Origin of the sequence: Serratia sp. JSRIV002, assembly GCF_019968725.1 — a bacterium.
Classification (GTDB): Bacteria; Pseudomonadota; Gammaproteobacteria; order Enterobacterales; family Enterobacteriaceae; genus Chania; species Chania fonticola_B.
Genome location: NZ_CP074143.1, coordinates 2,323,689 through 2,349,813, shown reverse-complemented (window position 1 = coordinate 2,349,813; position 26,125 = coordinate 2,323,689). Strand labels below are relative to the sequence as shown.

Genomic DNA, 26,125 nt, shown 5'->3' with positions numbered 1-26,125 from the left:
TTGAGTACAGAGATTTCTTCCCATGAAACAGCGCGTCTCGCCTGGTGCGCGTTGGTGGCGTTACGTCTGGCACAGCAAGAGGGGCGGGCACAGTCTGAACTGCAACAGCATCTTTTCCTGATGCAGTGGCCGACCGCAGCCCAGAAGCAGAAGCGTTTCCCCAAGTCCGTGGCTTCGGATGTAAGCTGGCTGCTGGCTCTGGGCAAGAAATACGGTTTTGCGGCCAAGCTCCCCCACAAGCTGGACTACCTGTACCGCTCGACCAGCGGCGTGCTGGCACAGCAAAATGATTTATTCCGGCTGACCTACTGCATCGAAACCCTCAAAGCGATCGGCTGGCGTAACGAGTTGGTTTTACCCAAAGAATGGGCAGAGCTTGAATTAACGCCGGAGACAAACCGCACAGTCTATGCGGTCAAAGCGTTACTGGAAAGCAGCTACAGTGATGCCGGAGAATTGCTGACGCCGATGGCGCTGCGCTTTGCTGGCGATATCAGTGCGGTACCTGAGCTATTGGAACAATGTCACCTGCCCTATCAACGCGATCCTGACGTCAACGGGCTGGCGGTCGTGACGCTGTTACCCGTACCATGCCGCTCGCCAGGGATTGCTGGTGCTGGTTCTTTGTGCTGATGATGTCTCTAGTTCAAAGATCGTTGCCCATCGTGAATGCTGCCTGCAATTGGTAGAGTTAAAAACCGTGTACCGTCGGCACTGGCATCGATTTAATACTGGCCGTTAGTGAACCATATCACACCGCATTGTCAGCCGTAGGGGATAGCCTGTTTTTTTAGGCTGTTGGCTGTCAAACCGCGTCGAATATTGACCAGGAGGCAGACCAGTTGCACCGTTTGGAAAGGTGAACGCTGTGGGGCGCTCACAGTGCTGCTGCCCACAATCCCTGCTGTCCGTGGTCAATGAGCTAATCTGGCTGGAACCACTCATCCGCTGTTTCCCACGTTTCTTGCAAGATCGCTTCAACACATTCTCGGTCTGCCGGAGTTCCCCCACGTACCGATAACCCATTCATCCTGGCTAAACGCACGGTGGCCTCGACGGCTGAAAATTGGCGGCGTAGACGCGTATTCAGTTCAACGGCCAGGGTAGATGCTGCACCGTCTGGCCACTTTTTCTTTTTATCGAGCCTCACTTCAACATACAGCATCACGCCTCCCTCAGACCACTGAACAATGTACCCTGGTCACTCAGCATAACCGCCCCAAGGCCGGAGAAGCTGTTTCTACGGTGCGACAACCTGAAGCGGCTAATTATTTACAGACCTGTCCCGTCAATCAATTATAGGCTCTGGTTGAATCGCTGACAGGTACGACTCGCGTTGATACGCAGCAACGGTTCTCTGTGTTCCGGTCAGTGTGTCAACAACCTCAACCTCTGACGTGGCAATCGCCATGCCGGATTGTCTCAGTTTTAAAACATCGGCGGCGATACGCTGGAGCCCCAGCCAGAAAAGACCATCCAGCGCATTGACTTGTAAACCGGCCTCCAACGCTAACCGGAGACGTTCGCGGGGCGCTTTGGTTTGCCTGGCTATCTGCTGGTAGGGAACGGCTGTAGCCCCCTTGACCTGCACTCGGCGAATACGGCTTGAAAGACGATAGCGGAATGCATCGGGCACATCACTCAAATCAGCCCCCAGACTGTAAACCTGCCCCCGGCTTTTGCCGTTCATCACGGCGGTTTTCTGGCCAAGTTGTAAGTCATCACGCAATCGGTCGATTAGCTGGGGGGTGCGGATGAGCAATAATCGAAAGGGCAGTTCAAAGCTCGTGACATAATCCACATTCAGCAACGCGATACGCAAACGTTCCGTACTCCCCGCATGAACCTCGCGGCATTCTTGAATGACTTCAGCCCACTGCTGCCTGATGCGTGGCGTCTCGTCGATTTCCGCGAAGCTGTATTTTTCAACCTGATACTCAATACGTTCAATCATGCAGGTTTCCCGTCAGCGCCCCTCGTTCACTTTAGCAATGACCAACAATAACCGGAAGCCAATTTACAGGGAACAGTGCCCCCCTAAACGGCACATTCCTATCGTCAGACTCCAGCGGTGTACTCCGATGCTGCAAAGGCCCCAAGCTGCGCGTGCCCAGAGCAGTTCCATGCCAGGCTCTCCAACCTTTGTTTTTTTCAACCTGAAAGCCTCGCTACCCAGCGGGATATGATGCGTTGAATAAAGATTGTCGTGGGGGAATGGTTAATGCACCAGAAAACGGTAAACTGCGCAACGGCTGTTCGTGATCTTTCAGGTCTGGTGCCCCACAATCCCAATAGCCTACGTATTGCTCATGTGTGTCACAGTTTACCAGCCCTATTAAGGGGCTGGTTTTTTTTTCAGCCACAGGCAACCGCTAACCGATGCAGACATACACTGTGAGAATAGGGTTACGCGAGCCGTCGACCATCATGCTTAGCCAACTTGACGATGCAATGGAGCAGAAGCGGTTTTTGCCTGCCCTACGGCTTGTCGACGACGACGGTTATATCACCTACCACTATCACACCGGCACAAAAAACAAGCAACAACTCTGCGCCCTGGTGTACAGCATTGCCGAACGCATCCAGCCAGGCCCCGTTGTGCTGATTGACGAACAGGCCTGAGAACAATCCCCCGGTAAGCCACGCCCTCTGACAACCTTAACTGCATCACGTCGTTGCATGGCGCAGCATACTGGGATGGCTAAGCACCGTGTGACACGTAATGCGGTCAGTCTCGGATAATCGTCAATGGCGGCTTCTGGTATGGAAGCGATGCATCGGATGTGGGTGGACAATTCAGGGGGGTTGCAACAGCGCATTAGGTACAAAACTTCAGTCTTGCTGGGGGGGCTTGCTGTGCCGCCATCCAGACAGCACAGCCGTCCACCGCTTTTGTTACCCACGACGCCGGACCTGGAGTCGGCGAACAGGGTTGAACCGCCACCAGGCCCCGTGCTGAGAGTCTGCCAATCAGGCATCAACCGCGTTTTACCCCACCCGTTTATTCCGGCCCCCGTAACGCGACCTCGGTCGTGTAGTGATGCGCTTTACAGTAGGGGCAGGTTTTCAACCCGACATAGGCCTTGTCGCAGCGCACACAGAAGTAATCTGTGGGCGCGAGTTTCGCCAGGACGGGGGCAAACGCCTGTTTAACGGCAGAGGACGCGCGTGGGGAGCTCTGCGTCAGGCGATGGCGGCAATCCTTGGCCAATGTGGGGTCTGCACGCGCCAGGTCGTGTTCAAAGTATCGCCCTTCGGTATGCGTCACGCGCAGCACCAATCGACTGTGGCAATCATCACAGTAGCAGGGCATGGTGCCACCCGGCGGTAGAGTTTCAGCCCGAACCCGTTGCCCGTGGCTATCGCACGCTTCACGCAGCCTTTTAAACTGCATCGAAAGGCTCCTCGTTCCAGGCCTCATCCATGACCCGCTGCCAGGCCTGATCCCGGTCGTAGCGGACCAACGCCTGCCGATGCTCGGGAGCTCTAAAGGCTTCCCTGAAGCCCAGTATAACGTTATTGAGTTGTGCGGCCCGCACGCGCGCGTCTTCCTCCTCCTCATTCAGCTTGAACGGGAACAACGTCCGACAGTGCACAAACAGCCGCAGTGTCGGGTGCTCGCTAACGCACAATGCCGGGGTACGGGCGACCATCAGCAACGACCAGTACAAGCGATTGGCCACCTCGCCCCTGGGAAGCGCACGCCTGCTGCCGGTGATGTCGTCCTCCTGCACGTAAAAACCGCCCCCCACGATCTGGCGTTCCCCCATTTCGGTTAGGCGGCGCAGCAGTAATGCCTGCTGTGCCTTGAAAGTACGATCCGGGTCAAACTGCGGGTCGGTCGATGCAACGGCCTGCGGGGACCGCGTGGTTGATGATGATAAGGATGAAGGCATGGTGTTCTACTCCGGTTAGGCCACCTCGGTATGGATGGTTACACAGGGAGGGTGATGTACGTAAAAAATCTGCCTGGATGGCTGCATTCACCTCCAGGCGGTGTGTTCACTGCAATTACAGTCGTAACGTTCCAGCGCCTGCTGGTGCGCTGGGGACCGGTAGTCCTCCCGAAAGCCCCGCAAGAAGTTATTGAGCTGTGCTGCACGCCAATAGGCGTCTTCGCTGTAGTCTGGGGTGAGCGTCAGGGGAAATAGCGCACGATAGCGATTAAACAGGGCCAGTGTCGGGTGTGCATGGCGGGCATCAACACACATTCTGATTGACCATAACAAGCGATCACTCGCTTCGTCGGTCGACTTGATACGGATATGGCCCGTCTCCCGATTGCCCGTGACGATAAATCGCCCTCTGGCGCGGCTTTCCCCCAATCGGGTCAAGCGGTGCAGCAGTATTGCCTGCAGTCTGGTCAGCGGTGTATCGGTAACGGTTGGCGGGCTTGGTTGTTCCAACGGGGATAGTGGCATTCGTCGTACTCCTGTTATGCCCCCTCGGTATGGGAGGCTACACAGGGTTCCAGGTGTACATAAAAAAACGCAGGGGACGTGAGCGGGCAGAATAGCGGGTGGAGGCCGGTGCCTTCCGCTCAGGGCGAATGTGTCGACCAGTGACTAAAGCGTTACGGGAAAGAAGCTACAGTGGGCTGACGCCCATGCCACTGTGATCCTGGCCCTATCAACGCGCCCCTGCCGGTGTTGGCGTAGTTGCCGGTACCGACTGACGGCAGTGTGGCTAACGGTCAGAGGTCTCCTTACCGGTAATTTTTTACGTACATTCAATTAATATGTAACGAAACCTCAACCCCTGTTGTTGAGCCCCGCAGGTGGCTCCTATGATCTAATAAGATCGGGGTTGGAAGACAACATCGTAGGGAACCGCCAGAGTTCCCGATCAGTCACAGAGAGCAACGTGACCGTAGAGAGAGATACCGTGATCGATTGATCGAGTGAATAAGTGACCGTAGAAAGAGTGATGCTGTGATCGCGTTTAAGGATATCGAGTCGTTGAACGGTAAACCGTCAAGCTCTTTTCCCAGTGAGAAGTGTGCTCTTTAAGCCATAGGTGCAGGGTAGCAACGGATCCACCGACTTAGGGGAGCACAACCCTGTCTGAAACGGTACACCGAGCAGAGCTCAGAGGCAAAGCCGATATGCATCGCCAACGCGGGGTTCAGGCATTAACGGCGGTAAAGTACCGGAGTCCAATCCATGAGGCCGTATTGTACAGTGGCTACAGGGACGAGAATCGGCCGCGCTGGTGACTCACCTTGCCGGTGGCTTCTACCGATTGCCGCTTGCGCCCACGCGGCTCACTACCCCGGGGCCTTTTGCCCCGGCCAAAGGACCGTGTGCAAGCAGGGAGATGGGGACTGGAGTCACTATGGGGTTTGGTGAGATAGGAAGCGACTTCGACCAACACCTTACGTTTGTCGGTGTCACGGTAATGGATCCTCCCAATACCGAGTTTTGCATACGTCTCTTTTTTTTGGTTGCAGTTATAGTAGGTGCTTTTACCCTCGGTAACAGCGGCTCGCTCTAAACAATGACCTTCTTTCTCCTGGCACGTTTATGTTCAGATCCCCCTACGCTTCGCATCCCGGGAAGTACCAGCAAAGAATGGCGATGAGGGTCATTACCACCGGTTCGTATTCTTCGCATCGGTGTAGCATAAAGCGGCATTCGGTCACTGCCACTGCCTGGGTCACTGTCTTGGTCACTGTCTGCATCGATGAATTCCTGAAGATAAGGATGATCACCACGACTTAATGCCAAAAAGGGTAACGCAAGGTTGTAGCTCAATACGGCTGCAAAATTTACTGCACCGCTCTCAAGTAACTTTTTACCCTCCGGTTCAGTTTTCCGGTTACGTTGCTGCCTGTTGGGATTTGCCAGTGACATCCATAAGTCTGCCAACCTCCCCCCGTTCTCCACCGTGCGATCTGCTTTTGAGACAAAAAACATGATATCGACATACGGTTCACCAAACCGTTCAGCGAGCAACACCCATGAATAACCGGTGATGACAGTACCAATTCTGCAGTTTCTGTAACTGTTATTGAATTTTCCCAATACAGACTTAAGCCGTTTGGCGTGGGTGACCTGACCACTTTTATCGTTCAGAAACCGGGCTCGTTTCAGGTGTGACCCTTCTGGCAGTACAGGAGTCAGATAAAATCCGAAGTGAAAATTTTTGATGTCGGGGTTACGCATAAATACCCGATGATAGTGCCCAGCGAGTTTTCCGTTTACCGACTCCGTCTGGGATGATTTCTTTCTCATGTTCACTGTGTTGCCAGAATATTGTTGCATATTGGCTAATGATTATTCGGCGTTATTGGTTATAATGTAACATTATAACTTGTAGTTTGGTTTTTGTCAAGCACTTTGATGGTTAGGGAACTCTGACGGCTGCCTACGGTGTTGTCTTGACTCCCTCCTTGCCTCGATCACTTTTAGATCATAGGAGCCACCTGCGGGGCTCAACAACAGGGGGGGAGGTTACGTTACCTATTACGTGAAAGTACGTAAAAAAATTCCGGAAATCGAGATCGCATACCTGTGCCACGGTCATGATGTTGCAGCGTGACGAACCGACGTTTTTCGTAGAACATCTAACCATAGACTCGCACCGTTCCGTCCTGGATTGTTCGTCAACGCTTATGTTTCTATTTGTGCCGGATGACGTGAAAATTGCGTATATCGCTAACATTGGGTCAAGGGTAATAACCGACGGTGGGGGGCATTTAGCCATGGCCTGGTACCCACGTTAGTGCTCCGATCAGCAACCAGGTGAAAAAAATGCGTTGGTAACCGCAGTGAGTGAAAGTGCAAAAGTGATGAGCTGATTCTAAGATTTTTTACGCCGGTCAGGAATGCCATGACGAACAGGGTGTCCGGTGACCTCGATAGAAAATCAAACAGGGATCCTCACCGTGTTCTCTCTAATCCAATCGATTTCAGAGGGCATCAACATGCACAACACCGTAGACCTGACCAACGACCAGTTGGTGAGTATGATCTTCATCACCGACTTTACCGGGCTGACCGATAAGTGGTTCTACAAACTTATCAGCGAGGGGGCGTTCCCCAGGCCTATCAAATTGGGCAGAAGCTCACGCTGGCTGAAGAGTGAGGTGGAGCAATGGGTGCAGGAGCGAATCAGAGTCTCAAGGAAGTGAGACCTCCATCGGCTATTTTACCTGAGTTTAGCCAAATCACTCAGATGTCAATTGTTGAAGTGAAATTAATTTGGGTTTTTTAATTTAATTAACAAGCACTCCAGTTTTAGTATTTTACTTACTCCATTTTTAGAGTTCTGCTCACTCTAGTTTCTAGTAGCCTGATCACTCGAGTCTGGTACTCCAGTTACCCAGCTTACTTACCTAGCCTTGAAGTCACTGTGTGTGCTTACTCTCCTCTCGCATATTGAGACTTAGTCCGCTGATCCAGGGTGTAGGCATAACCCCGATCGCTACCCTTGTTAATTTCACCCGTAGCTCACACGGATACCTGATTGCGCTGCTGCGAGACTGGCAGGGGTTTGGCGTTAACCCCCGTGAAGTCAGACGGCAAGCCTCGGCAAAAAGGTGTGTATGCCCGAGGTGGGTTTGTTCTGGGCGGGGAGTGGAGTCCAGAGCAGCTCCTGTCAGCCTACCTGTATGTCTGCGCCGTGAGCTATACACGCCTCAGCGAAGTCAGGGGGCGTTACCGTAGAGGTGATGGTTGCGTTACGTTCTGACGCCTAAAGCCCCCCGTGTGGTCAACAATGCGGATAAGGGCGCTGCCCGGTCCGACGTGTCTGCCATATCGTCCCGTTCGATAACGGGGGGAGTGTAGCCAGCGTCAAGCCATCGCCAGGGCGTTGGAAAGCCGTGCCCTATGCCTCGTATGGGTTACGCCAGTTTGTCCCGAAGAGGGCTTTACAGCGCTTTCAGGGAGCACTGAGCAGTACCTTGGGGAGGGACAGGCTTGGGGGCAGCCGTTGGCAGAGCCAAGGCGGCTTGGCGTTGCACATCGGACTTGGGGTCGCCAGTTAATTTGAAGGGCGGCAGCAGTCGCCCCTTTACCCGTTCAGCCCTGCGGTCGCCTGCTCCGACGAGGATGATATGCACCTTCTGTTGAACCGGGTAAGCCTCACGGGGTGCAATAAAGAACCGGGCGTGTCGCTGTAAGCGTCCCAGGTGCCGTATTGGCGCTGACAGCCACCTTCTCGCCGTTGAGTGCGCGCGTACCATCCTTTCTGCAATCAACGGTGATGCCCCCTTTTCCCCCCACACGACCTCATCAGGCCCAGTCCTCCCCCCCACGCTGACGATTTTGAACCCAGGAGTTGATCCCATGCGTAACACAAGCCCATTCAATCGAACCTGGAGCCTTGATTGGTTCTTGAGCCACAGATTGAATTTACACATCGATGAGTTGGTAAACCGTTACTCCCGTCTGTTAGCCTTGCGCGTCGATCTGTCTTATCAAAAAAATACCGTCCGGTACGGCCAGCAGCGGCACCGTCAGCTTGAAAGTGACGTCAGGCTATTGATGACTGAAATGGAGCGTCTGAGCGCCGTTGTGGGGTATTTTTGGGTCATCGAGTGGACCGTTGATCACAAATTTCATGCACACGTCGTATTTTGGCTGGATGGCCATGCGACGCAACGCACCTTTCCCTTTGCTGAGAAAGCCATGGCATTCTGGAAAGCGATAACACAACAGGACGGTGGCTTTCATCGCTGTGACTTTAAAGAGAGGTATCAGGCGGATATCACTATCCCGGTGTGTTACAACGCGCCAGCAAGCATTACCAATATCAAGCGGGTGTTAAGCTACCTTGCCAAAGTTGAGCAGAAAGAGGGGATGCTCTTCCCCTTCGGTTGCAATGACGTTCCCGAGCGTTCGGCGGTGGGGCGTCCTCGTAAGGCAGGCCATGCCTAAGCTCAACCGCACCGCCTGGCCATCAATGTTCGTTCAATCCAACGCGCGTCGGTGACGATAGTCGCTATCCCGCAAGCCACCTGCTGCTTGACCTCGCTTGTTGAGCTGACTTTCATTTCCCCTTCGTGCCCGAACACAGGGACGGGCACCCCCTGCGCGTAAGGGTGTGCAGAGAACCAATAATATGAAATCCTTTATCACGCTGGACGGCCATGGCCGCTTGACCGGGGCTAGAACAGCCCAGACCGCCCCTGACGCACGGATTAGCCATACCGATCAACACAGCCGTCCCCCCCGTCGGAGGTCACCGTATGCGCATGTTGAAATGTTACCTGGCCAATGACAACGTCGGACACTTTGTGACGATTAAAGAGGCCATCAACAGAGGCAGTGGCGTGCTCACCTGCATATCCTGCGGTTATCAGCTGATATTGCAAGTGGGGTATACCCGGCGTGGCCCGTGGTTCGAGCATGACCAGCGGACGGTCCCGCAATCAACGCTGATGAACTGTGCAAATCTGGATCCACGGGTGAAAACCGAGGCGAAGCACGCGGCGTTGCGCAAAACTTGCAGCACCTATCGTATTACGCACAGGGTACTGCGCGTTGTACCAGAGTCATTACCAGGGTGAAAAGCACTGCATTGCGTGTGGTTATGGGATAAACCGAGGTGTATCGGGGCACAGTCCGCCGATATCACCAGATCCAGTAAGCTCATTGCCGCCACCCGTTCCCTGACTGACGGCGTACTGAGATAACGTGCGTCAATATGGGCGATCGGCGGTTCTGTCGGGGAGATAAAACAAACAGATCCATGGCAGGACTCAAGGTGGCCGCCAGTTGACACCATTTCTCACGACGCCAGCGACGCTGGGGCGATTTATTGGCGATAAACAGCCCGATACGGCACCGGGTGCGGGTGCGTGTCCCGTATAACCGATGCCACTTCGCCTGTAACTCAGGTGCCGGATAAACCTGCAACCGCAGTGCGCTACTCTGCATCTGACCCAGCTCTGGCACCCGTGCATACCCCGAGAGGGCCTCGTGGCGAAGTGCCCGGTTGGCGACGTGCTGCGGATTGCGGCCATCAAACGCGGTCACGGCGTTATGCCAGCGACAATCCCTGACATTGCGTTGCCGGGCAAACTGAATGCTGTTCTTATGTATCCCGCCGTTGGGAATGACCCGCAAATCAAAACCCCATCGCCGTAAACGCCCAATCAGGGCTAGCCGGTCAACGAGTGCAGCCAGCCTGCCAGGCCGAGGGTTGCGCTCACGGTATTTACTGTAGACATAGGTATGGTATTGCGTCACTGCCGGGTTATTGAGCAACGCATCCTGATTGTCCCTGTTCGCCAGAACAGGGATGTCTGCAGCGGGACAACGTTACTTCATCGCCGGTATAAATACCGTGGTACGGTCCATATCCCCCAGAAAATCCATCCGGATTATCAGAATACGCTTCATGGAACCGTGGCCTCTCGCCTGACTACCGTCAAGCTCGCCAGGTTTGCCGCGATGACCATAAACAGATGCCCTTCGGCTGAGTCCAGCAGGAACGAATTGAACAGGTGGCAGGCCATATAGCTGCCCAGAATGGCCACCCACAGGTTACGGCAGGCGACCGGTTGACGCCAGGCCGCCCGCAGGCAGCACCACATCCAGCCCAGAAACAGCGCCAGCCCCAGCAGGCCGTTCTGGACCGTCTCCAGCAGATATTCATTGTGCGGGTTATGTACACTGTAGCCGGTCTGGGCATTGCCGTACCAGAAACTCCCGGCCCCGTTTCCCAACAGGGGAGCCTGTCTTATCAGCCGGAACGCCTCACGGGCAAAGGCCGTTCGCTGCCCCATCGAGTTGTCACAGGCCTGATAGGCCCGTTCAGCCGGAGCCAGCACACAGTGGCGAACCTCCTGCAGACCCAATGCCAGGCGCTCCGTGGCACGATTGGGAATCAACACCAGCGCCAGCGTCACCAGCAGACCGCAGACCAACACCCCGAGACGCTGCCGACCGGGTAACGTCAACAACAACCAGACGCCCACCCCGACCAACAACGCCACATAGCCGGTACGTCCCTGAACCATAAGCAACACATTGGCCGTTGCCAGCGCGGCCAGTACGCCATAGCCCGCGCGCGTGAGGCCGGATTGTGCGAAGGCTCGGGACAACCACACCAGAACCGCGAACGCCATAAACACGTTCTGGGTTATCTGCAACTTGAAGACCGTAGGGTTCTGCGGGTCGAGACCGCCCAGCGTGACATGCCCGATACCGGACACCAGACTGATGACCAATATCACCGCATTGGACAGCAAAAAGCCGTTGATAAACCGGGTCAGTAACTGGCGGTCAGTCAGGAAGAACAGCGCCAGCGGCAGCACGTACAGCAGCTTTTGATACTTGCCCACCATCTTCGGACCATAGTCGTGGTACTGGGTTAGCAACGACAGCGCCAGCAGGGCAAACATCAAGGCGGGCAACCAGACCAGGGGCTGTTTGAGCAGGGGGAGCACGTAACGATAATCCCGTTGCCACAGCAGGCAGACTACAACCATGCCCAACGCGATATTCATCAGTGCGTTGGACGTCGGCAGGGACACCCCGAGTAAAAATGCCGTCAGGCCAAACCACTGAATGCGGCTTGGGGTAAAGGAAGAGACTGCGGACAAGTTTGTCGATGACATGGTGATGGGCTTCTATCAAGGTGAATTAAAGGTGGTGTCAGTCACTGCGCCGCAGGGGCGGTAGCCGACGTCGCCAGAATGGCGAGTCGATGGTCCACCGCACGGATGACCGCCTCAACCGGAATGGCCTCCAGATAACGTTCCGGGGTATCGGTATCGACGTCGTCAGGGTCGGGCAACGGGCGATAATCGCCCGCCCACAACAGGGTATGCGGCGCCTGCCAGGGCGACCATTGCGCCAGATTACTGGGACCGAACAGCACAACGGAAGGTGTTTGCAGGGCCGCGGCCATGTGCATCGGTACCGAGTCCACGCCAATGAGCAGCATTGCCCGGTCCATCAACACCGCCAGCTCAGGCAGGTCCAGGCGACCCGCCAGATTGACCACCTGCTGCGGTTGGGTACAGCCTGCCAGAATGGCGGTGACCAGGGTGACGTCTTCAACGGAACGCCCCCCGGTCAACACCACGGTTGCTCCTCTGGCGGTGAGGTGATTGATAACCTGCGTGTACCCCTTCACTGACCAGGTCTTGAATGCCCAGCGGGCCGCAGGGTGGAGCAGCACAAAATCCGTCAGGTGATGGCGCTGGCTGAGCCGGTCGACCTCATCCATATCGGATTGCCGGTAGGCCTGTTTCACGCGAGTAACCTGGGTGGGTAAGGCCAATGGCGTCAGAATGTCGAGATGATTCAACACGGTGTGCTGTTGTTTATGGCCATCAACTGTCACCAGCAGGGAATGACAAGCTTGCCACAACCGGTTGTTACGCGTGGGATAACGAAAACCCAGGCTGAAGGCCGGTTGCAGAAAACGGCAATACAGTGCCGCCCGCCACTGGTCCGACAGATTGATGACCAGGTCGTAGCGCGCGCTGCGCAGGCTGTTCCATAAGGCGTGCTCCCCCCGATACTGCGCCTTGACGCCCTGGTGTTTGAGACGCCGGTCAACCGTATAGGTCAGGTAAATGTCGTGATTCCCCGCCAGCATCGCCTGTGTACCGTCATACACCAGCACGTCAATCAGGGCATTGGGGTAATTGACCCGCAGCGTACCCAGCAACGGCGTGGTCAGCAGGACATCCCCCAAATGACGCAGTTTGATAACCAGGATGCGCTGGACCTGCTCACGGTGCAGCAACCGGTTGGGGAGCCGTTGGTCAGGCAACCGGGGCTGGTCGGGCCCAGTCGATACGGTGGAATGGGGAGGCGTTATTGTCATAGGTCATTGTCCTGGAACCCTGCAGAAATCGTCTTGTTCACGGATGTCGAACAGCCTTTACCTGTCGGCGATGCAATTTACCATTGATAGCCTACACAGATCAATATTAATGAATTGATCGATATTAACGATCAATAATATGAGCCGCTCTCTTTGCCGTGGTCGCTTCCCGTGCCGTTTTATGCTGGGGACGATGTGGGGACGTGGAACCCAAAGGGAATCTTTATAACTCAATGATTTCTCACATCTATATTACCAACATGAGTATCGAGAAGCCCTCTCGATAACACACAAGGACACCTCATCATGAAACCGATTATCCCGCTGACCCTGCTGGCTTTCGCCATTCTCTCCCCCCTTGCTCAGGCAAAGACCACCACCACGCTGGCCCAAAACCAGGTGGTCGACGGCCAGCCCCGCATCGTCATTTTCCAGTACGACGGCAAAAATGCCTTTTGTCTGCAGGTGCCGAAAAAGTACCAGCCCAACACGGCGGTGGGCTGCTTTGCCGAAGGCGATGTAGGGGCCATCAACAGTGCCGCCAATGGCAATCTGGGCAGTGACGAGAACTGGACCAACATGAAAGATGAAGGCACCGAGATTTGCTATGCCGGTGAAGGCCGTTGTCCGGTGCCAGCCGGGTTGACAGACCTGCTTGACCCTAAAACCAATAAGGAATGGGGCGTCTGGCGGCCTTAAGCCCGCGTAGCGTCCTCTGCTCAGGGGGCCATCGGTGGCCCCCTTTCTCTCGCCGTAGGTCTGTCTCTTATTCAAGGTTCCCGCCATGACAACACAACGTTCCGGGGTCACCGTACTCCATGAACATCTTTCGCTCCTGCCCGCTGCCGTGCGTGAACGACTGATGCAACGCCTGCAGCAGGTGGTGCAGTATCAGCCGGTGATTGGCGTGATGGGCAAAACCGGTGCCGGGAAAAGTAGCCTGTGCAATGCCCTGTTTCGGGGTGACCCCTGCGCGGTCAGTGATGTCGATGCCTGTACCCGTGCCGCCACCCGGCTGCAACTCACCTTTGGGGCCCATGCACTGACGCTGATTGATTTGCCCGGGGTCGGTGAAAGCCGGGCGCGTGACACCGAATACCAGGCGCTGTACCAGCAGTTATTGCCCGAACTTGACCTGATACTCTGGGTCATCAAGGCCGATGACCGTGCCCTGTCGGTGGATGAGCACGTCTACCACCAACTCCTGAACGCCACAAACCCCAGGGTGCCGGTGCTGTTTGTGGTCAATCAGGCCGACAAGGTCGAGCCGGTGGCCCAGTGGGACCGGGTGAAGCAGCAACCCTCTGCCTGCCAGTGGGACACGCTTGAACGCAAGGTCCAGGCGATTGCCCAACACTTTCAGGTCCCGCCAGCACACATTCAGGTCGTCAGTGCTGCCACGGGGTATCAGTTGCCCGACCTGGTGGAGGCCCTGGTAACCGCGCTCCCAAAGGAGGCCAGCAGTGCGGTGACCGTTCAACTGCGCGAAACCTACCGCACCGACACCGTACTCGACAAAGCCCGCGACGATTTTGGCGACACCGTCAGCGAACTCATCGACTGGGTTATCGACACCGTGCCGCTGCCCACCCCCGTCAAAGCGCTGGTCAAGTCGGTCAACAATACCGTCCGGCAGGTGGCTAAATCCGTCTGGGGCTGGTTTTTCGGGTAACGCGCTGCATCCCCCGGTAAACGCTGACTGACCCCGTGCATCCCTCTGCGGTCCGGCCTCTCAGGCCGGGCCATTTTCTTTTTCTGCTGTCGGCTCACGCCTATCCGGCAGTCTCACGCATTTTTACAGGAGTATTGATGATGGTTCGATTAGTGGCAGGAAACGGCCTTGTGGCCACTCCCTGTCCACGACAATTCGATGCCGACATGCATGAAATCCCTCGTTCGTCGCACCACTCCGGTGATCACCCTGCTGTAAAAATATTTTCCGGTGTGTCCATACCCTGACCGCCCCCTTCTTTACAGTGGTTCTCATTTTTCAGATCGTTGATGGAGCCTCTCAATGCCCCAAATAGCGCCCCGGCATGATCGTCTGGCGGTCAGGCTCTCATTGATCATCAGCCGCTTACTGGCCGGTGATACCCTGAATGTCCGCAACCTGGCCAGCGAGTTTGGGGTTTCCCTGCGGACCTTGCGTCGTGATTTTCGCGAGCGGCTGGTCTATCTGGATTTGGAATACCAGCAGGGTCTCTGCCGTCTCGCCTCAGGCGTCAGTCAGCGCCATACCGAGAAAGACGTGCTGGCGTTTGCGAGACGTATCGGCATCATTGACCTGCTGCCGGGTCTCGACAGTCAGATGATCAAGGCGTTGCTGTCAGCTGATGGTGCCTCTCCCTGCATTTCCTGGCCAACCATTTTTCAGCTACATCACGCCAGCCAGGTCTCAGCGCATTTTGCCACGTTGGTTGACACCATCGCCACCCGACACCGGGTACTGCTGTTGACGCCAACGTGCCGTTATGAGCGGCTCGCACCTTACCGCCTGATGTTTCACGACGGACACTGGTATCTGGTGGGCGAATGGCAGGGGCGCATCGCGGTGATTGTTGTCGATGACATTGATGCAGTGATTGTGTCCAAAGAGAGTTACGTCCCCTGTCAGGCAGTCGATAGCCTGATCACCCACACCCATTTTGTTGCCGCGCTGCCTCACTACCGTTTTATCCGTGAGGTATTACTGCCGTTTCATTCACCACCGAACGAATAAGTCGGTTCGGTGCCACCTGCCAGGCCTGCGCCGGGTTTGATTACGCTTTAAAGGAGAATTTAATGAAAGGTTTTTGGGGACTCTATTTTTTCCTGGGTTTTGTCACCACCGTCTATAAAGCATTCTGGGGGGAACAGGCATCACGTGGTCTGGGCTACGCCATCGGCCAGGGGCTCATTTGGCCCGTGGCCTGGTTTCCTGCCCTGGGTGATATTCTGGGCGGGATTATCTGGTTCTGCGTCATTGCCGGGCTGCTGTTGGCGTATTACGGGAGACGATAGCCATGAAAACGACATGGCCTCTTCTGCTCGTGCTCTGCACCCTAGCGGGCTGCGATGCCCCTGAAAAACGCGAATTCATGCGAGAGTACAAGACGCAGGGCAATACGGCGATGTGCGACTGCGCCTACAACAAAATCACCGCCAGATACGGTGAGGGATGGGGGCGTGACGTGCGCGTCATCCAGAGACCGGACTTTGCTGACTATCTGCTCCAGACTGCCGTCGAATGCACGTCAGAATAAGTCCCGGCGTTAGGCCGAGGCCGGTGTCATCGCTCCACGTGACACCACTGCACCATTGATCCACTTTGCGTTAACACCCGGGAAATTTTCCCCACACCGTCCAGACAGGCTCCCCGGTTTTTGCCGGTGGGGCCTTTTTGTTTTTAGTCTCCGAATAAGGAAAAATTAACCATGACCCGTTTAGCCTCCCGTTTTGGTCGGGTGAATTCCGTTCGCCGCGACCGCCCGTTAACCGTTGATGAATTGGCCCATTACGCCCCCAGCGTATTGGGTGACGACAAACACGCTTCACGCAGCGAAAAGTATAGCTACATCCCGACCATCACCTTGCTGGAACGGTTGCGTGAAGAAGGATTTGAGCCGTTCTTTGCCTGCCAGACCCGTGTTCGCGATCCGGGCAAACGTGAACACACCAAGCATCTTATGCGCCTGCGTCGTTCGGGTCAAATCACTCAAAAAGAGGTGCAGGAAATCGTGTTGCTCAACAGTCACGATGGCTCCAGCAGCTACCAGATGCTGCCAGGCTGGTACAGACAGATCTGTTCGAACGGGCTGGTCTGTGGTCAGAGTTTTGGTGAGATTCGTGTGCCGCACAAAGGGACCGAGATTGTAGATAAAGTGATTGAAGGAGCATACGAGGTACTGGGAATATTTGACCGGATAGAAGAGAGCCGCGAAGGGATGCTGGCGTTAACGTTGACCCCCGAGCATCAGCACGCCCTGGCGCACGCCGTATTGACCTACCGTTACGGCGAAGAACATCACCCCGTTACCGAAAACCAAATCCTGATGCCCCGGCGTTGGGAGGATAAGAAAGATGATTTGTGGACAACATTCCAAAGGCTGCAAGAAAATCTCAGCAAAGGCGGATTATCCGGTCGCAGCGCCACCGGCAAACGGGCACAGACCCGCGCGGTCAACGGGATTGATGGCGACATCAAGCTAAACCGCGCATTGTGGGTTATGGCGGAGCAGCTCAAGCAGGCAGTGGCCTGATGCAACACGTTCCCGCTGACGCGCGGCAGGCAGAGTGGCACCCGTTGCCGCTGGACAATCACCCCGGTAGCCGTTCGATATCAGATGACGATCTGTGCGCCTGGTGCAACCATCTTTGCTACCGCCCCGGTGAGCGCAGCCTGTGCCGGTTGGCTGAGGAAGAAGGTCACTGGCCAGCCTGCGTTGACGTGGATGGCTATGCCCAATCCTGCGCCGAACTGCGGTTGATTTTCACTCTGCCGCAATAACCCGACCACAGTCCCCCGTAAGCACTCACTGACCGTTACCACACCCCGTCCAGACTGGTTCCCCTGTTTTCCGGTGGGGCCTGTTTTGTTATGTATCTCATTCAAAAGGCTATTTCCCATGAATACACATTCTGCACCTTCTACAGCAATCCCTCAGACCAGCGAACTGATCGCTACGCTGGTGCCAGACCACCAACGCTCCCGTTTCTGGCAACAGCATTTTGGCAGCGTACCGCGATGGTTCCTGCTAGAGACCCACGTCTTCAACTGGTTGGATCGCCTGTGTGCCGATTACCACGGTGGGATGTGGGATTTTTACACGCTCAGTCACGGTGGGGTATTCATCGCTCCACAAACCGAAGACGATAAGCCCTGGTGACTGTTCAACCTCCTCAACGGCAACGGGGCTGAGATGGGCGCACACGCAGCCGGGATCACCGCCTGCCTGATGGCCTACAGTCACCACGCCTGCCGTACCGAGAGCGAGGCAATGACCGAACATTTCTACCGCCTGCGGGAATACGCACTGCAACATCCCGACAGCCGTGCCATTTTCGCCCTGATTGACTGAAACGAGGTCTCCCCATGCAACACCCCCAACTGCTTACACCACCACCGCCCTTCACCACCAACCAGCAACAGATTGTCAGCCAGGCACTGGCCATACTCGAAACCCAGCTTAAACACCGCCCTTATACGTTCAACGCCCCGGAGGCGGTGAAAACCTGGCTCAAGCTCCATCTGCAACCTCAACGCCGTGAATGCTTTATGGTGCTGTTTTTAGACAATCGCCACCGGTTGATCGCCAGTGAAACGCTCTCGGTCGGTACCTTCAATGCCACCGTCGTCTATCCTCGTGAAGTGGTGATCCGGGCATTACACCACCAGGCCGCTGCGGTGATCGTCAGCCACAATCATCCGTCCGGTGACACCGAACCCAGCAATGCCGATCGCACACTGACGGATCGCCTGGTGAGTGCACTGGGATGGGTCGATATCCGTGTTCTGGATCACCTGATCGTCGGGGATTCTGAACCGCTCTCGCTGGCAGAGCGTGGCTGGTTGCCTTGCTGATAGCCACTTTCTACCATTCTATATAAGGGACATTCTCTATGGGCTGGTTATTTTCGCACCGCTCTCGCCGTGAGCTGATCGCGGCACTGATCCGAACCGACGACACCGAACACTATCAACATGTGACGCTGGCGCATGCATTACGGGGCAATGTTCTGTGGTCTGTTGTTCAAAGTACCCCCAAAAACCCCACCAAAACCTCTCACACCGTCATTCATTGCACCCTGATGCAGGGGTCAGCCGGAAGCTGGGGCTATAAGGCGATGGATGAATCGGTGCACCCTTACTATTATTCCTGCCCCAAACGCTATCTGGCGATGGCTCCGGTCATCAGCCCTGAATGGCGTGAAAAGGTATTGGCACATCATCAACGCCGTTACCCGCAACGGGGTGTAATAAAGGAAGGGTGTCGATGATCACGACAATACCTGTGTTACGCTTCGGCCTGCAATGCAGTACGGCCCACATCACCGAAGACGACAATCAACGGCTCTATCAGCTTTCCCACTGCCAGGACGACTTCAGCGACGTCGAGTGGCTGTGCTACACCGGCACGGGCTATCTGCTCAGGCTGGAGGCGTGGACGCCCCCGGTGTTGCGGCTTAAACGGCTGGGGCTCTCCAGAGCCTGCCGCCGTCTGGTTACCACGTTGATGAAACGCCATCAATTGAGCTACCTGCATATCGATGCCCTGGGTGACGTGTTGCCCGGCTTTGCCACCTTCGACTGGTAATACTGCCCACTCCTAACGCGCCCCCTCGCGTTATCCCATTATTCTTAAAGGACTCTTTCTCATGAACACGAGCACACAGCCCGTGCCGGGCGTATTCCATTTTCTGCAGCATAACACTGTCTCATCAGACGACTGGCAAAGGCTATACCAGGCCATCACCGCCGCTTATCAGCAACTGTGCCAACGCCCCGACACGTTGGGTTTAGCCACAGCCCCCATCATCTGTGAACACACCGGCAACCGCCTGTATCAATTCGACGACAACCTGATTGGGCCAGGGATGATCGGTTTTAACGGGGAAAGGGCCAGCCACCTGGCCGGTGACCCTTTCATCCTTTACCCGCGTAAAACACCGTATGCCTTGATCCGCTGCGATACACGAGGCTATCCCTACCACGGGTTAGTCATGGCCGCACTGCTCCTGGCGAATACGCAGTGCCCCAACACCTGGACGATTGAATCTGACGTTCCGCTGAAACAATGGCGCAAAGTCGCCTACTGGCTGAGCTATCACTGCAAGTTACCGGTTTCTCCGCTCTGTTAAGGAACCCCCTTTATGAAGACCATCAACAAACTCCCCCACACCCCGACCCATGCCAATCCCACCTTTATCGAATACCAGCAACTGTTGGCCTGGTTGCTGGGCCATTGCTATGGCCTGGAACTTAACGATACGCCCTATCACGACGACCAGGCGATTGCTCAACAGATTGAACATGGCATTACCGTAAGGGAGACCGTCAACGAACTGGTGGAGAAATTTGATCTGGTACGCATTGATCGCCCCGGTTTCAGCCTGATGGCACAAGACCCAACCCTAAGCGGGGGCGATCTCCTACGGGCCCGCAGTGCGCTAGGTTTGCGAAGCCCAGCCATTCGCCGCCTTGCCTGATAGCATCCATTAACCTCTGTGATCCAACAACACGCCAGCCTCGCCCGCTGGCGTTGTGCCTTTTAAGGAACGCCGACAATGAAAGATAGCGATACCGATAACCACGAAGACAGCACACCGTCCCCCATCTGGGGCCTGCACTGTGCTATCACGCCAAGATTAGGTGCCAGACTGGTGCAACAGGGCAATCGTCTGCATTTTCTGGTTGACCGCGCCGGTCTGGTTGGCACCTTTTCACCCAACGACCTCAAGGGGCTGAATAGCGCCTTCCCCGTGCTGATTGAACAGTTGGAAACCTGTCTGCGCTCGGGTGAACTCGACCAGCGCCGCCAGCACTGCGTCACGGTCCAGCACGCCGGTTTTACCTGCCAGGCTGATACGTTGGGCAGTTTTGGGCATGTCTATATCGCTGTTTATCAGACAGCACAGCACACGAGCGGCGAGTAAGCCATTCACCGTATATCAGAACACGACACCTTGCCTGCCATGATGCGGGCATTTTACTTTTATGGAGAAATGACAATGAATTATGCAGTCAGCACCGTTATCGAACCCGATGTTCTGACCGATCACACCGACGTGATCTGCTCCACCAGTATTGAGCGTATCGTCACAGGGCGTAACACCGCGCTTGCACAAATTGAAGCCCTTATTCACCAGCTTGAGGATATCTCAGCCATCACCAGCAGCATTGGCGGTGGAGTAGCAAGGGACTGGTCAATGAAACAAGACTTCCGCTGCGGTTGCTGGTTGATGGAGAAAGCCGAAACAGCCATGCCCGTGATCAGCCGTAATCTCGACCGCCGTATATGGCGAGATCTGATGAAACGCTCCGGAATGCTCTCCATCATGGATGCCCAGGCGCGTGACCAGTGGTACAGAAACCTGGAGGGCGATACTATTCCGGCGATCAGCGGGGAGAGCATTTACAGCACGTTCGAGCAGTTGCATCGGGACAAGGGCGAGGTATTTGAGCGGGGCGTGATCAACGTGTTCAAATCGCTCTCCTGGGATTACAAGTCGAATCACCCGTGTAAATTTGGCAAGAAAGTGATCGTCAACAGTTTGGTGAGTCACAACCAATGGGGATTTACGCTGAACCACAGTTATCGTCGGGATCAGTTGGCAGATCTTGAACGGATGCTATTCCTGTTGGAAGGGAAAGCAATACCGGATAATCGGCAGGATGTCACCGCTCGGCTGTATGAACATATCCGTGCTACACCGCAAAAAGCTGAGGTTTATGAAGATGAGTACTTTTCAATCAAATATTTCATGAAGGGGTCAGCGCACCTGACGTTCAGAAAGCCTGAGTTGATGGACAAGATGAACGATATCATCGCCAAACATTACCCTGGCGTATTACCTGTCAGGGTCTAGTCAAAATATCGTCACTGCATAGACTACGGGTGTATCATGTTAAAATAAACAATTTGGCATTGACGCGAAAAGCCTAAAAGCTACAATGCCATATTGTATCTTATAAGCTACAATATTACTATGGTTGTGATCAAGCACTACCTCACGACGGATGGGCGTGATTTGTATATGGAGTTTTTAAAAGGGATACGTGACCCGATAGCCAGGTCAAAAATCGCTTCCAGGGTGAACCGAATGGGAGCCGGAAATTTTGGCGATCACAAACCCTGCCGCGATGGTGTCTGGGAACTGCGTATCGATCAGGGGCCAGGTTATCGGGTTTACTACAGCTTGCTCAGGAATGAAATTGTACTGCTTCTATTGGGGGGCGATAAGAAAGCCCAGAGCGATGATATAGACTAGGCTATTGACTGCCTGAAAGATTATTTGAAGAGGTAATGTGATGGCTAAATCCCGTTTACATGATGATGCGATGGTACAGTTTTTGCGCGAAGACCCTGGATTTGTACAACACTACCTGCACCAGGCGTTTATTGATATCGATGAGGACGGCGGACAGGAAGCGTTTCTAACAGCACTACGTCATGTTGTTGAGGCTCGAGGAGGAATGGCACAGATAGCTGATAGGGCTGGTGTTTCTCGTGAAACCCTTTACCGAACGCTTTCACCGAAAGGTAATCCAACGCTGAAAACGCTGCGCAGTGTCGTATCTGCTACCGGGTTTCAGTTCTCACAGATAGTCGCTATTGGCTGAGTTAAACGTTATCTGCCAAGTCCGACAATATGCAGAAGGCCCCATGAATTAGCGCGAACGAGGTAAATAGCATTGGGGTATGGATGCGTTTCCCTCATGGCAAACCGCCCCCCAATACAGCGAAAAACATTTGGGGGCTATAAAGGGGGCTTTAATTTTATTTTTAAATTTATAATCATTTATTATCAGCCAGTTAAAACAAAAACAACCCTCACCCACAGGGAGAGGGGACCGATCGAGTTGGGCTGAAAGTATAGTGATCCTTCATAAGCACCGGCTGACTCACCTTCGCTAAAGGGGGCGACCGAGGTTGCTGATATGACAGCCCTTCTCCCAACAGAGTAGGGGTTATCAGCTCTCTCTCCCCTAAGAGAGGGGACAGTCCGAGACGCAAATTAAGTCCCGTGATCGACCACAGCGCCAATTTAACTCCCCCTCCACAGGAAAATTGACTTAACAAGCCGCAACTTTATTCCCGCACTTATCGACAACGCCGATCGGCTCCCTCTCCCCGTGGGAGAGGGTTGGGGTGAGGGGCAAACCGTCATTTTTGCTACCGATTTCGACAAAAATGACGAAGTGACGACGCCAACCCTGGCGGAACGTGACGAATATCCCCTCCCGCTTCGTCGTTTATGCCCATCCGCCGTTCATGCGCGACACATAAAATCACAACCAACTGTTTTATATCAATTTATTAGGCTTGGCACGTTTTGTGTATAGCTAACGGCAGCACAGACCTACAGGCTCGCCGCCTGGGGTTTAACGATGGAAGGTAATCAGGAGTGACTGATGAACAGGTTTATCATGGCCGATCCGCAAAAATGCATCGGCTGCCGTACTTGTGAGATCGCCTGCGTAGTGGCCCATAGCCAAAACCAGGATGTCTCGGCGCTGGATGCCGCCAACTTCACGCCTCGCCTGCATCTGCTGAAAGGCGGCAATGTCAGCACCGTGGTGCTGTGTCGTCAGTGTGATGATGCCCCCTGCGCCAGCGTTTGTCCCAACGGGGCCATCAGCCAGAGCGACGGCATGGTCAAGGTCACGCAGGAGCGTTGCATCGGCTGTAAAGCCTGCGTCATGGCTTGCCCATACGGAGTGATGGAAGTGGTCACCCGCCCGGTGGCCCATCAGGGTAATGCCTTGATGTTCCCCGCCGCCGAGAAGGCGGAAGCGCACAAGTGCGATCTCTGCACCGGACGTGCCAATGGCCCGGCCTGTATGGAGTTTTGCCCCACCGATGCGTTGCTCTGTGTGGACCAACAGCTACTGCAAAAAATGAACGCAGAGAAACGCCGCCGCGCCGCCCTCAATCCACTGTCGTTGGCGATATAAGCATGAACCGCTTTCTGTCGGAGGAACGGCCATGAACCGCTTTGTTATTGCGGAGCCTCAACACTGTATCGGATGCAATACCTGCATGGCTGCCTGTACCGAGGTGCATAAGGCCGAAGGACTACAGTCGCATCCCAGGCTGACGGTGACCCGGGTCGGAGAACAAACGGCGCCGATACTTTGCCGCCAATGTGAAGACGCCCCTTGTGCGCGCGTTTGCCCGGTCAATGCCATCACGCACGGCGAGCATGCCATTGAGCTGAATGAGACCCTGTGCATTGGCTGCAAGCTATGTGGCCTGGCCTGCCCGTTCGGTGCAATTACGCCGGCGGGCAGCGGGCCAGTCAATATCCCGTCGATGTTTGAGCAGTACGTCCCGGCAGAACTGCTGCCCGACGTGCCAACCAGCCCCGCAAACCAATCACCCTATCTGTCCTGGAATGCCGGGATCAAAACGGTAGCGGTGAAGTGCGATCTCTGCGCCTTCCTCGCCGATGGGCCAGAATGCGTGCGTATCTGCCCAACCAATGCCCTGCATATCATCGATGAGCAGCAGCTTGAGCAGGAAGCGCAGGCCCGGCGTTTGGCGCGAGCCGGCCAGGTCGCGATCGGCTGGCCATCCTCTCCTTCTCTCGTCAGGGGGCAGAAATAATCATGGACTCTCTCACTCTACTGTTTTGGGCCTTGGTGATGTATGTCGCCGGTGGCGTGTTATCACTGCTGCTGTTTCGCCGGGAGCGCCTCGCCATTTTGCTGGCGGGCATCAGCGCGATAATGGGTGGCCTGTTAGGGTTGTGCAGCGCCGTCCCGGTCCTGTTAAGCGGGCAAACCCTCACCTTCTCTACCCCTGGCCTGTTCTCGTTTGCCGCCTTTGTGGTGCGCATGGACTCGCTGGCGGCCTTTATGCTGGTAGTGATATCGCTGCTGGTCACCGTTTGCGCGTTGTATTCCATCGCCTATGTGCAGGAGTATCGCGGCAAAGGCGCCGCGAGCATGGGGTTCTTTATGAACCTGTTTATCGCCTCGATGGTCGGGTTGGTGGTGATGGATAACGCCTTCTACTTCATTATCCTGTTCGAAATGATGTCGCTGGCCTCCTGGTTCCTGGTGATCGCCGATCAGGATGACGAATCCATCAGCGCCGGTTTGCTGTACTTCTTTATCGCCCACGCCGGTTCGGTGCTGATCATGATCGCCTTCTTCCTGATGTGGCGGCAGAGCGGCAGCCTGGACTTTGATTCCTTCCGCACTCTGTCGCTTTCCCCTTGGATGGCGTCGGTGGTGTTCCTGCTGGCCTTCTTTGGCTTTGGGGCCAAGGCAGGGATGCTGCCGCTGCACAGCTGGCTACCGCGCGCCCACCCGGCAGCTCCTTCTCATGCTTCAGCGCTGATGTCCGGCGTGATGGTGAAGATCGGCATCTTCGGCATCATCAAGGTCGGGATCGATCTGCTGGGTGCCACCGAAATGTGGTGGGGCATCGTGGTGCTGGCCTTCGGCGCGGTGTCTGCGGTGTTGGGAGTGCTGTATGCGTTGGCCGAGCACGATATCAAGCGCCTGCTGGCCTGGCACACGGTGGAGAACATCGGCATCATTTTAATGGGCGTGGGCGTGGCGATGGTCGGTATGGCTAGCGGACACCCGGTGATGGCGGCGTTGGGCCTACTCGGCGCGCTGTATCACCTGCTCAACCATGCGGTGTTTAAAGGTTTGCTGTTCCTGGGCGCTGGTGCCGTGATTTGGCGTGTACATACCCGCGATATGGAACAAATGGGCGGCCTGGCGAAGCTGATGCCGCTCACCGGGCTGGCGTTCCTGATCGGCTGTATGTCGATCTCCGCCCTGCCGCCACTGAACGGTTTTATCAGCGAGTGGTATACCTACCAATCGCTGTTTTCCATGAGCCACGACGGCAACTTTGTGATGCGCCTCAGCGGCCCGATTGCCATGGTGATGCTGGCGATCACCGGGGCGCTGGCGGCGATGTGCTTCGTCAAGGTCTACGGCGTCAGCTTCTGCGGCGGGCCGCGCAGTGAAAAAGCGGTGCAGGCTCGCGAAGTGCCATGGCAGATGACAGTCTCCATGCTGTTAATGGCCCTGCTGTGCGTATTGCTCGGCGTAGGGGCCAGCGTGGTCGCTCCCGTTCTGGCCCAAGTTGCCATGACGCTGGTCGGCACTCATGACGTCACCGTGGTGCAAGGCTCAATGCTGGTGCCGCAACTGGCCAGCCAGGCCATGTTGTCACCGGCGCTGACCTTTATCCTGCTGATCGCCCTGCCGCTGATCCCATTGGCGGTGTATCTGCTGCTGAAAAGCAATCAGTCCAGCTTCCGTCGCCGTGGCGACCCGTGGGCCTGCGGCTACAACTGGGAGCAGGCGATGGCGGTGTCCGCCGGGGGCTTTACCCAGCCACTGCGCGCCATGTTTGCCTCGCTGTACCGTCTGCGTAAGCAGCTCGATCCAGCACCTGCATTGTCGCGGGCACTGGAACAGACCACCGCGGGGGCAACCCGCGCCGAACCGTTCTGGGATGACTGGATCATCCATCCGCTGGTCAAGGCCTCTCAACGCCTGGGGGTGCGGTTGCAGGGCATGCAGAGCGGTGACTTCCGCTTCTATTGCCTGTATGTGGTGATCGCCTTGGTGATCCTGCTGTTGCTTGTCGCGGTTTAAGGGAGAAATAGC

At 55.5% G+C, this 26,125-nt stretch carries 32 protein-coding genes and 2 pseudogenes; 25 read left to right on the top strand and 9 right to left on the bottom strand.

What is annotated here, in order from left to right:
- Positions 1-633, top strand: coding sequence for a DUF2913 family protein (locus tag KGP26_RS10990; protein WP_223497944.1), 633 nt, complete (start codon positions 1-3; stop codon positions 631-633).
- 289 nt (positions 634-922) lie between these two features.
- Here KGP26_RS10990 and KGP26_RS10985 read toward each other — a convergent pair whose 3' ends face one another.
- Both KGP26_RS10985 and KGP26_RS10980 read right to left on the bottom strand, forming a co-directional pair.
- On the bottom strand, positions 923-1,165 hold the full coding sequence (locus KGP26_RS10985) for a DinI-like family protein (RefSeq protein WP_223497945.1): 243 nt from the start codon (positions 1,163-1,165) through the stop codon (positions 923-925).
- 123 nt (positions 1,166-1,288) lie between these two features.
- Positions 1,289-1,954 (bottom strand): DNA-binding protein, encoded by a 666-nt coding sequence (locus tag KGP26_RS10980; RefSeq protein WP_223497946.1) that lies wholly within the window; start codon positions 1,952-1,954, stop codon positions 1,289-1,291.
- Positions 1,955-2,379: 425 nt separating this feature from the next.
- Between KGP26_RS10980 and KGP26_RS10975 the strand changes: the two genes are divergently transcribed.
- Positions 2,380-2,622, top strand: coding sequence for a hypothetical protein (locus KGP26_RS10975; RefSeq protein WP_223497947.1), 243 nt, complete (start codon positions 2,380-2,382; stop codon positions 2,620-2,622).
- 379 nt (positions 2,623-3,001) lie between these two features.
- Here the strand turns inward: KGP26_RS10975 and KGP26_RS10970 are convergent, their stop codons facing one another.
- The 4 genes from KGP26_RS10970 to KGP26_RS10955 all read right to left on the bottom strand — a co-directional run bounded on the left by KGP26_RS10970 (position 3,002) and on the right by KGP26_RS10955 (position 6,263).
- On the bottom strand, positions 3,002-3,394 hold the full coding sequence (locus tag KGP26_RS10970; protein ID WP_223497948.1) for a zinc-ribbon domain-containing protein: 393 nt from the start codon (positions 3,392-3,394) through the stop codon (positions 3,002-3,004).
- Positions 3,384-3,896 carry a hypothetical protein gene (locus tag KGP26_RS10965; RefSeq protein ID WP_223497949.1) on the bottom strand — a complete coding sequence of 171 codons (513 nt, stop codon included), beginning with the start codon at positions 3,894-3,896 and terminating at the stop codon, positions 3,384-3,386. The genes KGP26_RS10970 and KGP26_RS10965 overlap by 11 nt, the downstream gene beginning before the upstream one ends.
- A gap of 87 nt (positions 3,897-3,983) precedes the next feature.
- Positions 3,984-4,421, bottom strand: coding sequence for a hypothetical protein (locus KGP26_RS10960; protein ID WP_223497950.1), 438 nt, complete (start codon positions 4,419-4,421; stop codon positions 3,984-3,986).
- Between the two features lie 1,068 nt (positions 4,422-5,489).
- Positions 5,490-6,263, bottom strand: a complete 774-nt coding sequence (locus KGP26_RS10955; protein ID WP_223497951.1) for a hypothetical protein — start codon at positions 6,261-6,263, stop codon at positions 5,490-5,492.
- A gap of 662 nt (positions 6,264-6,925) precedes the next feature.
- Here KGP26_RS10955 and KGP26_RS10950 point away from each other — a divergent pair.
- The 3 genes from KGP26_RS10950 (at position 6,926) to KGP26_RS10940 (ending at position 9,514) form a co-directional block, all read left to right on the top strand.
- Positions 6,926-7,132 (top strand): AlpA family transcriptional regulator, encoded by a 207-nt coding sequence (locus tag KGP26_RS10950; RefSeq protein ID WP_223497952.1) that lies wholly within the window; start codon positions 6,926-6,928, stop codon positions 7,130-7,132.
- Positions 7,133-8,291: 1,159 nt separating this feature from the next.
- Positions 8,292-8,882, top strand: a complete 591-nt coding sequence (locus KGP26_RS10945) for an inovirus-type Gp2 protein (RefSeq protein ID WP_223497953.1) — start codon at positions 8,292-8,294, stop codon at positions 8,880-8,882.
- A gap of 311 nt (positions 8,883-9,193) precedes the next feature.
- A complete protein-coding gene (locus tag KGP26_RS10940; protein WP_223497954.1) occupies positions 9,194-9,514 on the top strand; it encodes a zinc-ribbon domain-containing protein in 321 nt (106 codons plus the stop codon).
- A gap of 32 nt (positions 9,515-9,546) precedes the next feature.
- Here the strand turns inward: KGP26_RS10940 and KGP26_RS10935 are convergent.
- The 3 genes and pseudogenes from KGP26_RS10935 to rfaQ form a co-directional block, all read right to left on the bottom strand.
- A pseudogene (locus tag KGP26_RS10935) lies at positions 9,547-10,349 on the bottom strand (glycosyltransferase family 9 protein); the annotation flags it as partial.
- On the bottom strand, positions 10,346-11,569 hold the full coding sequence (locus tag KGP26_RS10930; RefSeq protein ID WP_223497956.1) for an O-antigen ligase: 1,224 nt from the start codon (positions 11,567-11,569) through the stop codon (positions 10,346-10,348). The pseudogene KGP26_RS10935 and the gene KGP26_RS10930, both read right to left, overlap by 4 nt.
- Before the next feature lie 41 nt (positions 11,570-11,610).
- Positions 11,611-12,789 carry a putative lipopolysaccharide heptosyltransferase III gene (rfaQ, locus tag KGP26_RS10925; protein WP_223497957.1) on the bottom strand — a complete coding sequence of 393 codons (1,179 nt, stop codon included), beginning with the start codon at positions 12,787-12,789 and terminating at the stop codon, positions 11,611-11,613.
- 306 nt (positions 12,790-13,095) lie between these two features.
- On the opposite strand from rfaQ, the gene KGP26_RS10920 reads away from it, so the two are divergent.
- The 20 genes and pseudogenes from KGP26_RS10920 to hyfB all read left to right on the top strand — a co-directional run bounded on the left by KGP26_RS10920 (position 13,096) and on the right by hyfB (position 26,113).
- Positions 13,096-13,488, top strand: a complete 393-nt coding sequence (locus KGP26_RS10920; RefSeq protein ID WP_223497958.1) for a hypothetical protein — start codon at positions 13,096-13,098, stop codon at positions 13,486-13,488.
- An 85-nt stretch (positions 13,489-13,573) separates the two neighbouring features.
- Positions 13,574-14,461: a GTPase family protein gene (locus tag KGP26_RS10915; protein WP_223497959.1), complete on the top strand. Its 888-nt coding sequence runs from the start codon at positions 13,574-13,576 to the stop codon at positions 14,459-14,461.
- Positions 14,462-14,803: 342 nt separating this feature from the next.
- Complete coding sequence (locus KGP26_RS10910) at positions 14,804-15,508, top strand: WYL domain-containing protein (RefSeq protein WP_223497960.1); 705 nt, start codon at positions 14,804-14,806, stop codon at positions 15,506-15,508.
- A gap of 62 nt (positions 15,509-15,570) precedes the next feature.
- The gene (locus KGP26_RS10905; RefSeq protein WP_223497961.1) at positions 15,571-15,789 is read left to right on the top strand and encodes a hypothetical protein; all 219 of its coding nucleotides are present in this window, start codon (positions 15,571-15,573) and stop codon (positions 15,787-15,789) included.
- 2 nt (positions 15,790-15,791) lie between these two features.
- Positions 15,792-16,031, top strand: coding sequence for a hypothetical protein (locus KGP26_RS10900; protein ID WP_223497962.1), 240 nt, complete (start codon positions 15,792-15,794; stop codon positions 16,029-16,031).
- Between the two features lie 171 nt (positions 16,032-16,202).
- Positions 16,203-17,027 carry a DUF932 domain-containing protein gene (locus KGP26_RS10895; RefSeq protein WP_223497963.1) on the top strand — a complete coding sequence of 275 codons (825 nt, stop codon included), beginning with the start codon at positions 16,203-16,205 and terminating at the stop codon, positions 17,025-17,027.
- Positions 17,027-17,275, top strand: coding sequence for a hypothetical protein (locus tag KGP26_RS10890; RefSeq protein WP_223497964.1), 249 nt, complete (start codon positions 17,027-17,029; stop codon positions 17,273-17,275). The genes KGP26_RS10895 and KGP26_RS10890 overlap by 1 nt, the downstream gene beginning before the upstream one ends.
- A 118-nt stretch (positions 17,276-17,393) precedes the next feature.
- Positions 17,394-17,846: pseudogene (locus tag KGP26_RS10885) on the top strand (antirestriction protein).
- 14 nt (positions 17,847-17,860) lie between these two features.
- On the top strand, positions 17,861-18,349 hold the full coding sequence (gene radC / locus KGP26_RS10880; RefSeq protein WP_223497965.1) for a DNA repair protein RadC: 489 nt from the start codon (positions 17,861-17,863) through the stop codon (positions 18,347-18,349).
- 38 nt (positions 18,350-18,387) lie between these two features.
- Entirely contained in the window at positions 18,388-18,765 is a 378-nt protein-coding gene (locus KGP26_RS10875) for a hypothetical protein (RefSeq protein WP_223497966.1), read from the top strand.
- A complete protein-coding gene (locus KGP26_RS10870; RefSeq protein WP_223497967.1) occupies positions 18,762-19,082 on the top strand; it encodes a DUF5983 family protein in 321 nt (106 codons plus the stop codon). The genes KGP26_RS10875 and KGP26_RS10870 overlap by 4 nt, the downstream gene beginning before the upstream one ends.
- A gap of 61 nt (positions 19,083-19,143) precedes the next feature.
- A complete protein-coding gene (locus KGP26_RS10865; RefSeq protein WP_223497968.1) occupies positions 19,144-19,626 on the top strand; it encodes a hypothetical protein in 483 nt (160 codons plus the stop codon).
- 12 nt (positions 19,627-19,638) lie between these two features.
- The gene (locus tag KGP26_RS10860; protein ID WP_223497969.1) at positions 19,639-19,974 is read left to right on the top strand and encodes a TA system toxin CbtA family protein; all 336 of its coding nucleotides are present in this window, start codon (positions 19,639-19,641) and stop codon (positions 19,972-19,974) included.
- Between the two features lie 78 nt (positions 19,975-20,052).
- The gene (locus KGP26_RS10855) at positions 20,053-20,421 is read left to right on the top strand and encodes a type IV toxin-antitoxin system YeeU family antitoxin (protein ID WP_223497970.1); all 369 of its coding nucleotides are present in this window, start codon (positions 20,053-20,055) and stop codon (positions 20,419-20,421) included.
- A 75-nt stretch (positions 20,422-20,496) separates the two neighbouring features.
- Positions 20,497-21,354, top strand: a complete 858-nt coding sequence (locus tag KGP26_RS10850; protein WP_223497971.1) for a DUF4942 domain-containing protein — start codon at positions 20,497-20,499, stop codon at positions 21,352-21,354.
- Between the two features lie 120 nt (positions 21,355-21,474).
- Positions 21,475-21,756, top strand: coding sequence for a type II toxin-antitoxin system RelE/ParE family toxin (locus KGP26_RS10845; RefSeq protein ID WP_223497972.1), 282 nt, complete (start codon positions 21,475-21,477; stop codon positions 21,754-21,756).
- A gap of 40 nt (positions 21,757-21,796) precedes the next feature.
- On the top strand, positions 21,797-22,108 hold the full coding sequence (locus tag KGP26_RS10840) for an addiction module antidote protein (protein ID WP_223497973.1): 312 nt from the start codon (positions 21,797-21,799) through the stop codon (positions 22,106-22,108).
- A gap of 792 nt (positions 22,109-22,900) precedes the next feature.
- The gene (hydN, locus tag KGP26_RS10835) at positions 22,901-23,443 is read left to right on the top strand and encodes an electron transport protein HydN (protein ID WP_094982349.1); all 543 of its coding nucleotides are present in this window, start codon (positions 22,901-22,903) and stop codon (positions 23,441-23,443) included.
- Positions 23,444-23,474: 31 nt separating this feature from the next.
- Entirely contained in the window at positions 23,475-24,095 is a 621-nt protein-coding gene (locus tag KGP26_RS10830; RefSeq protein ID WP_021804844.1) for a 4Fe-4S dicluster domain-containing protein, read from the top strand.
- A gap of 2 nt (positions 24,096-24,097) precedes the next feature.
- On the top strand, positions 24,098-26,113 hold the full coding sequence (gene hyfB / locus KGP26_RS10825; RefSeq protein WP_223665430.1) for a hydrogenase 4 subunit B: 2,016 nt from the start codon (positions 24,098-24,100) through the stop codon (positions 26,111-26,113).
- Positions 26,114-26,125 lie beyond the last annotated feature (12 nt).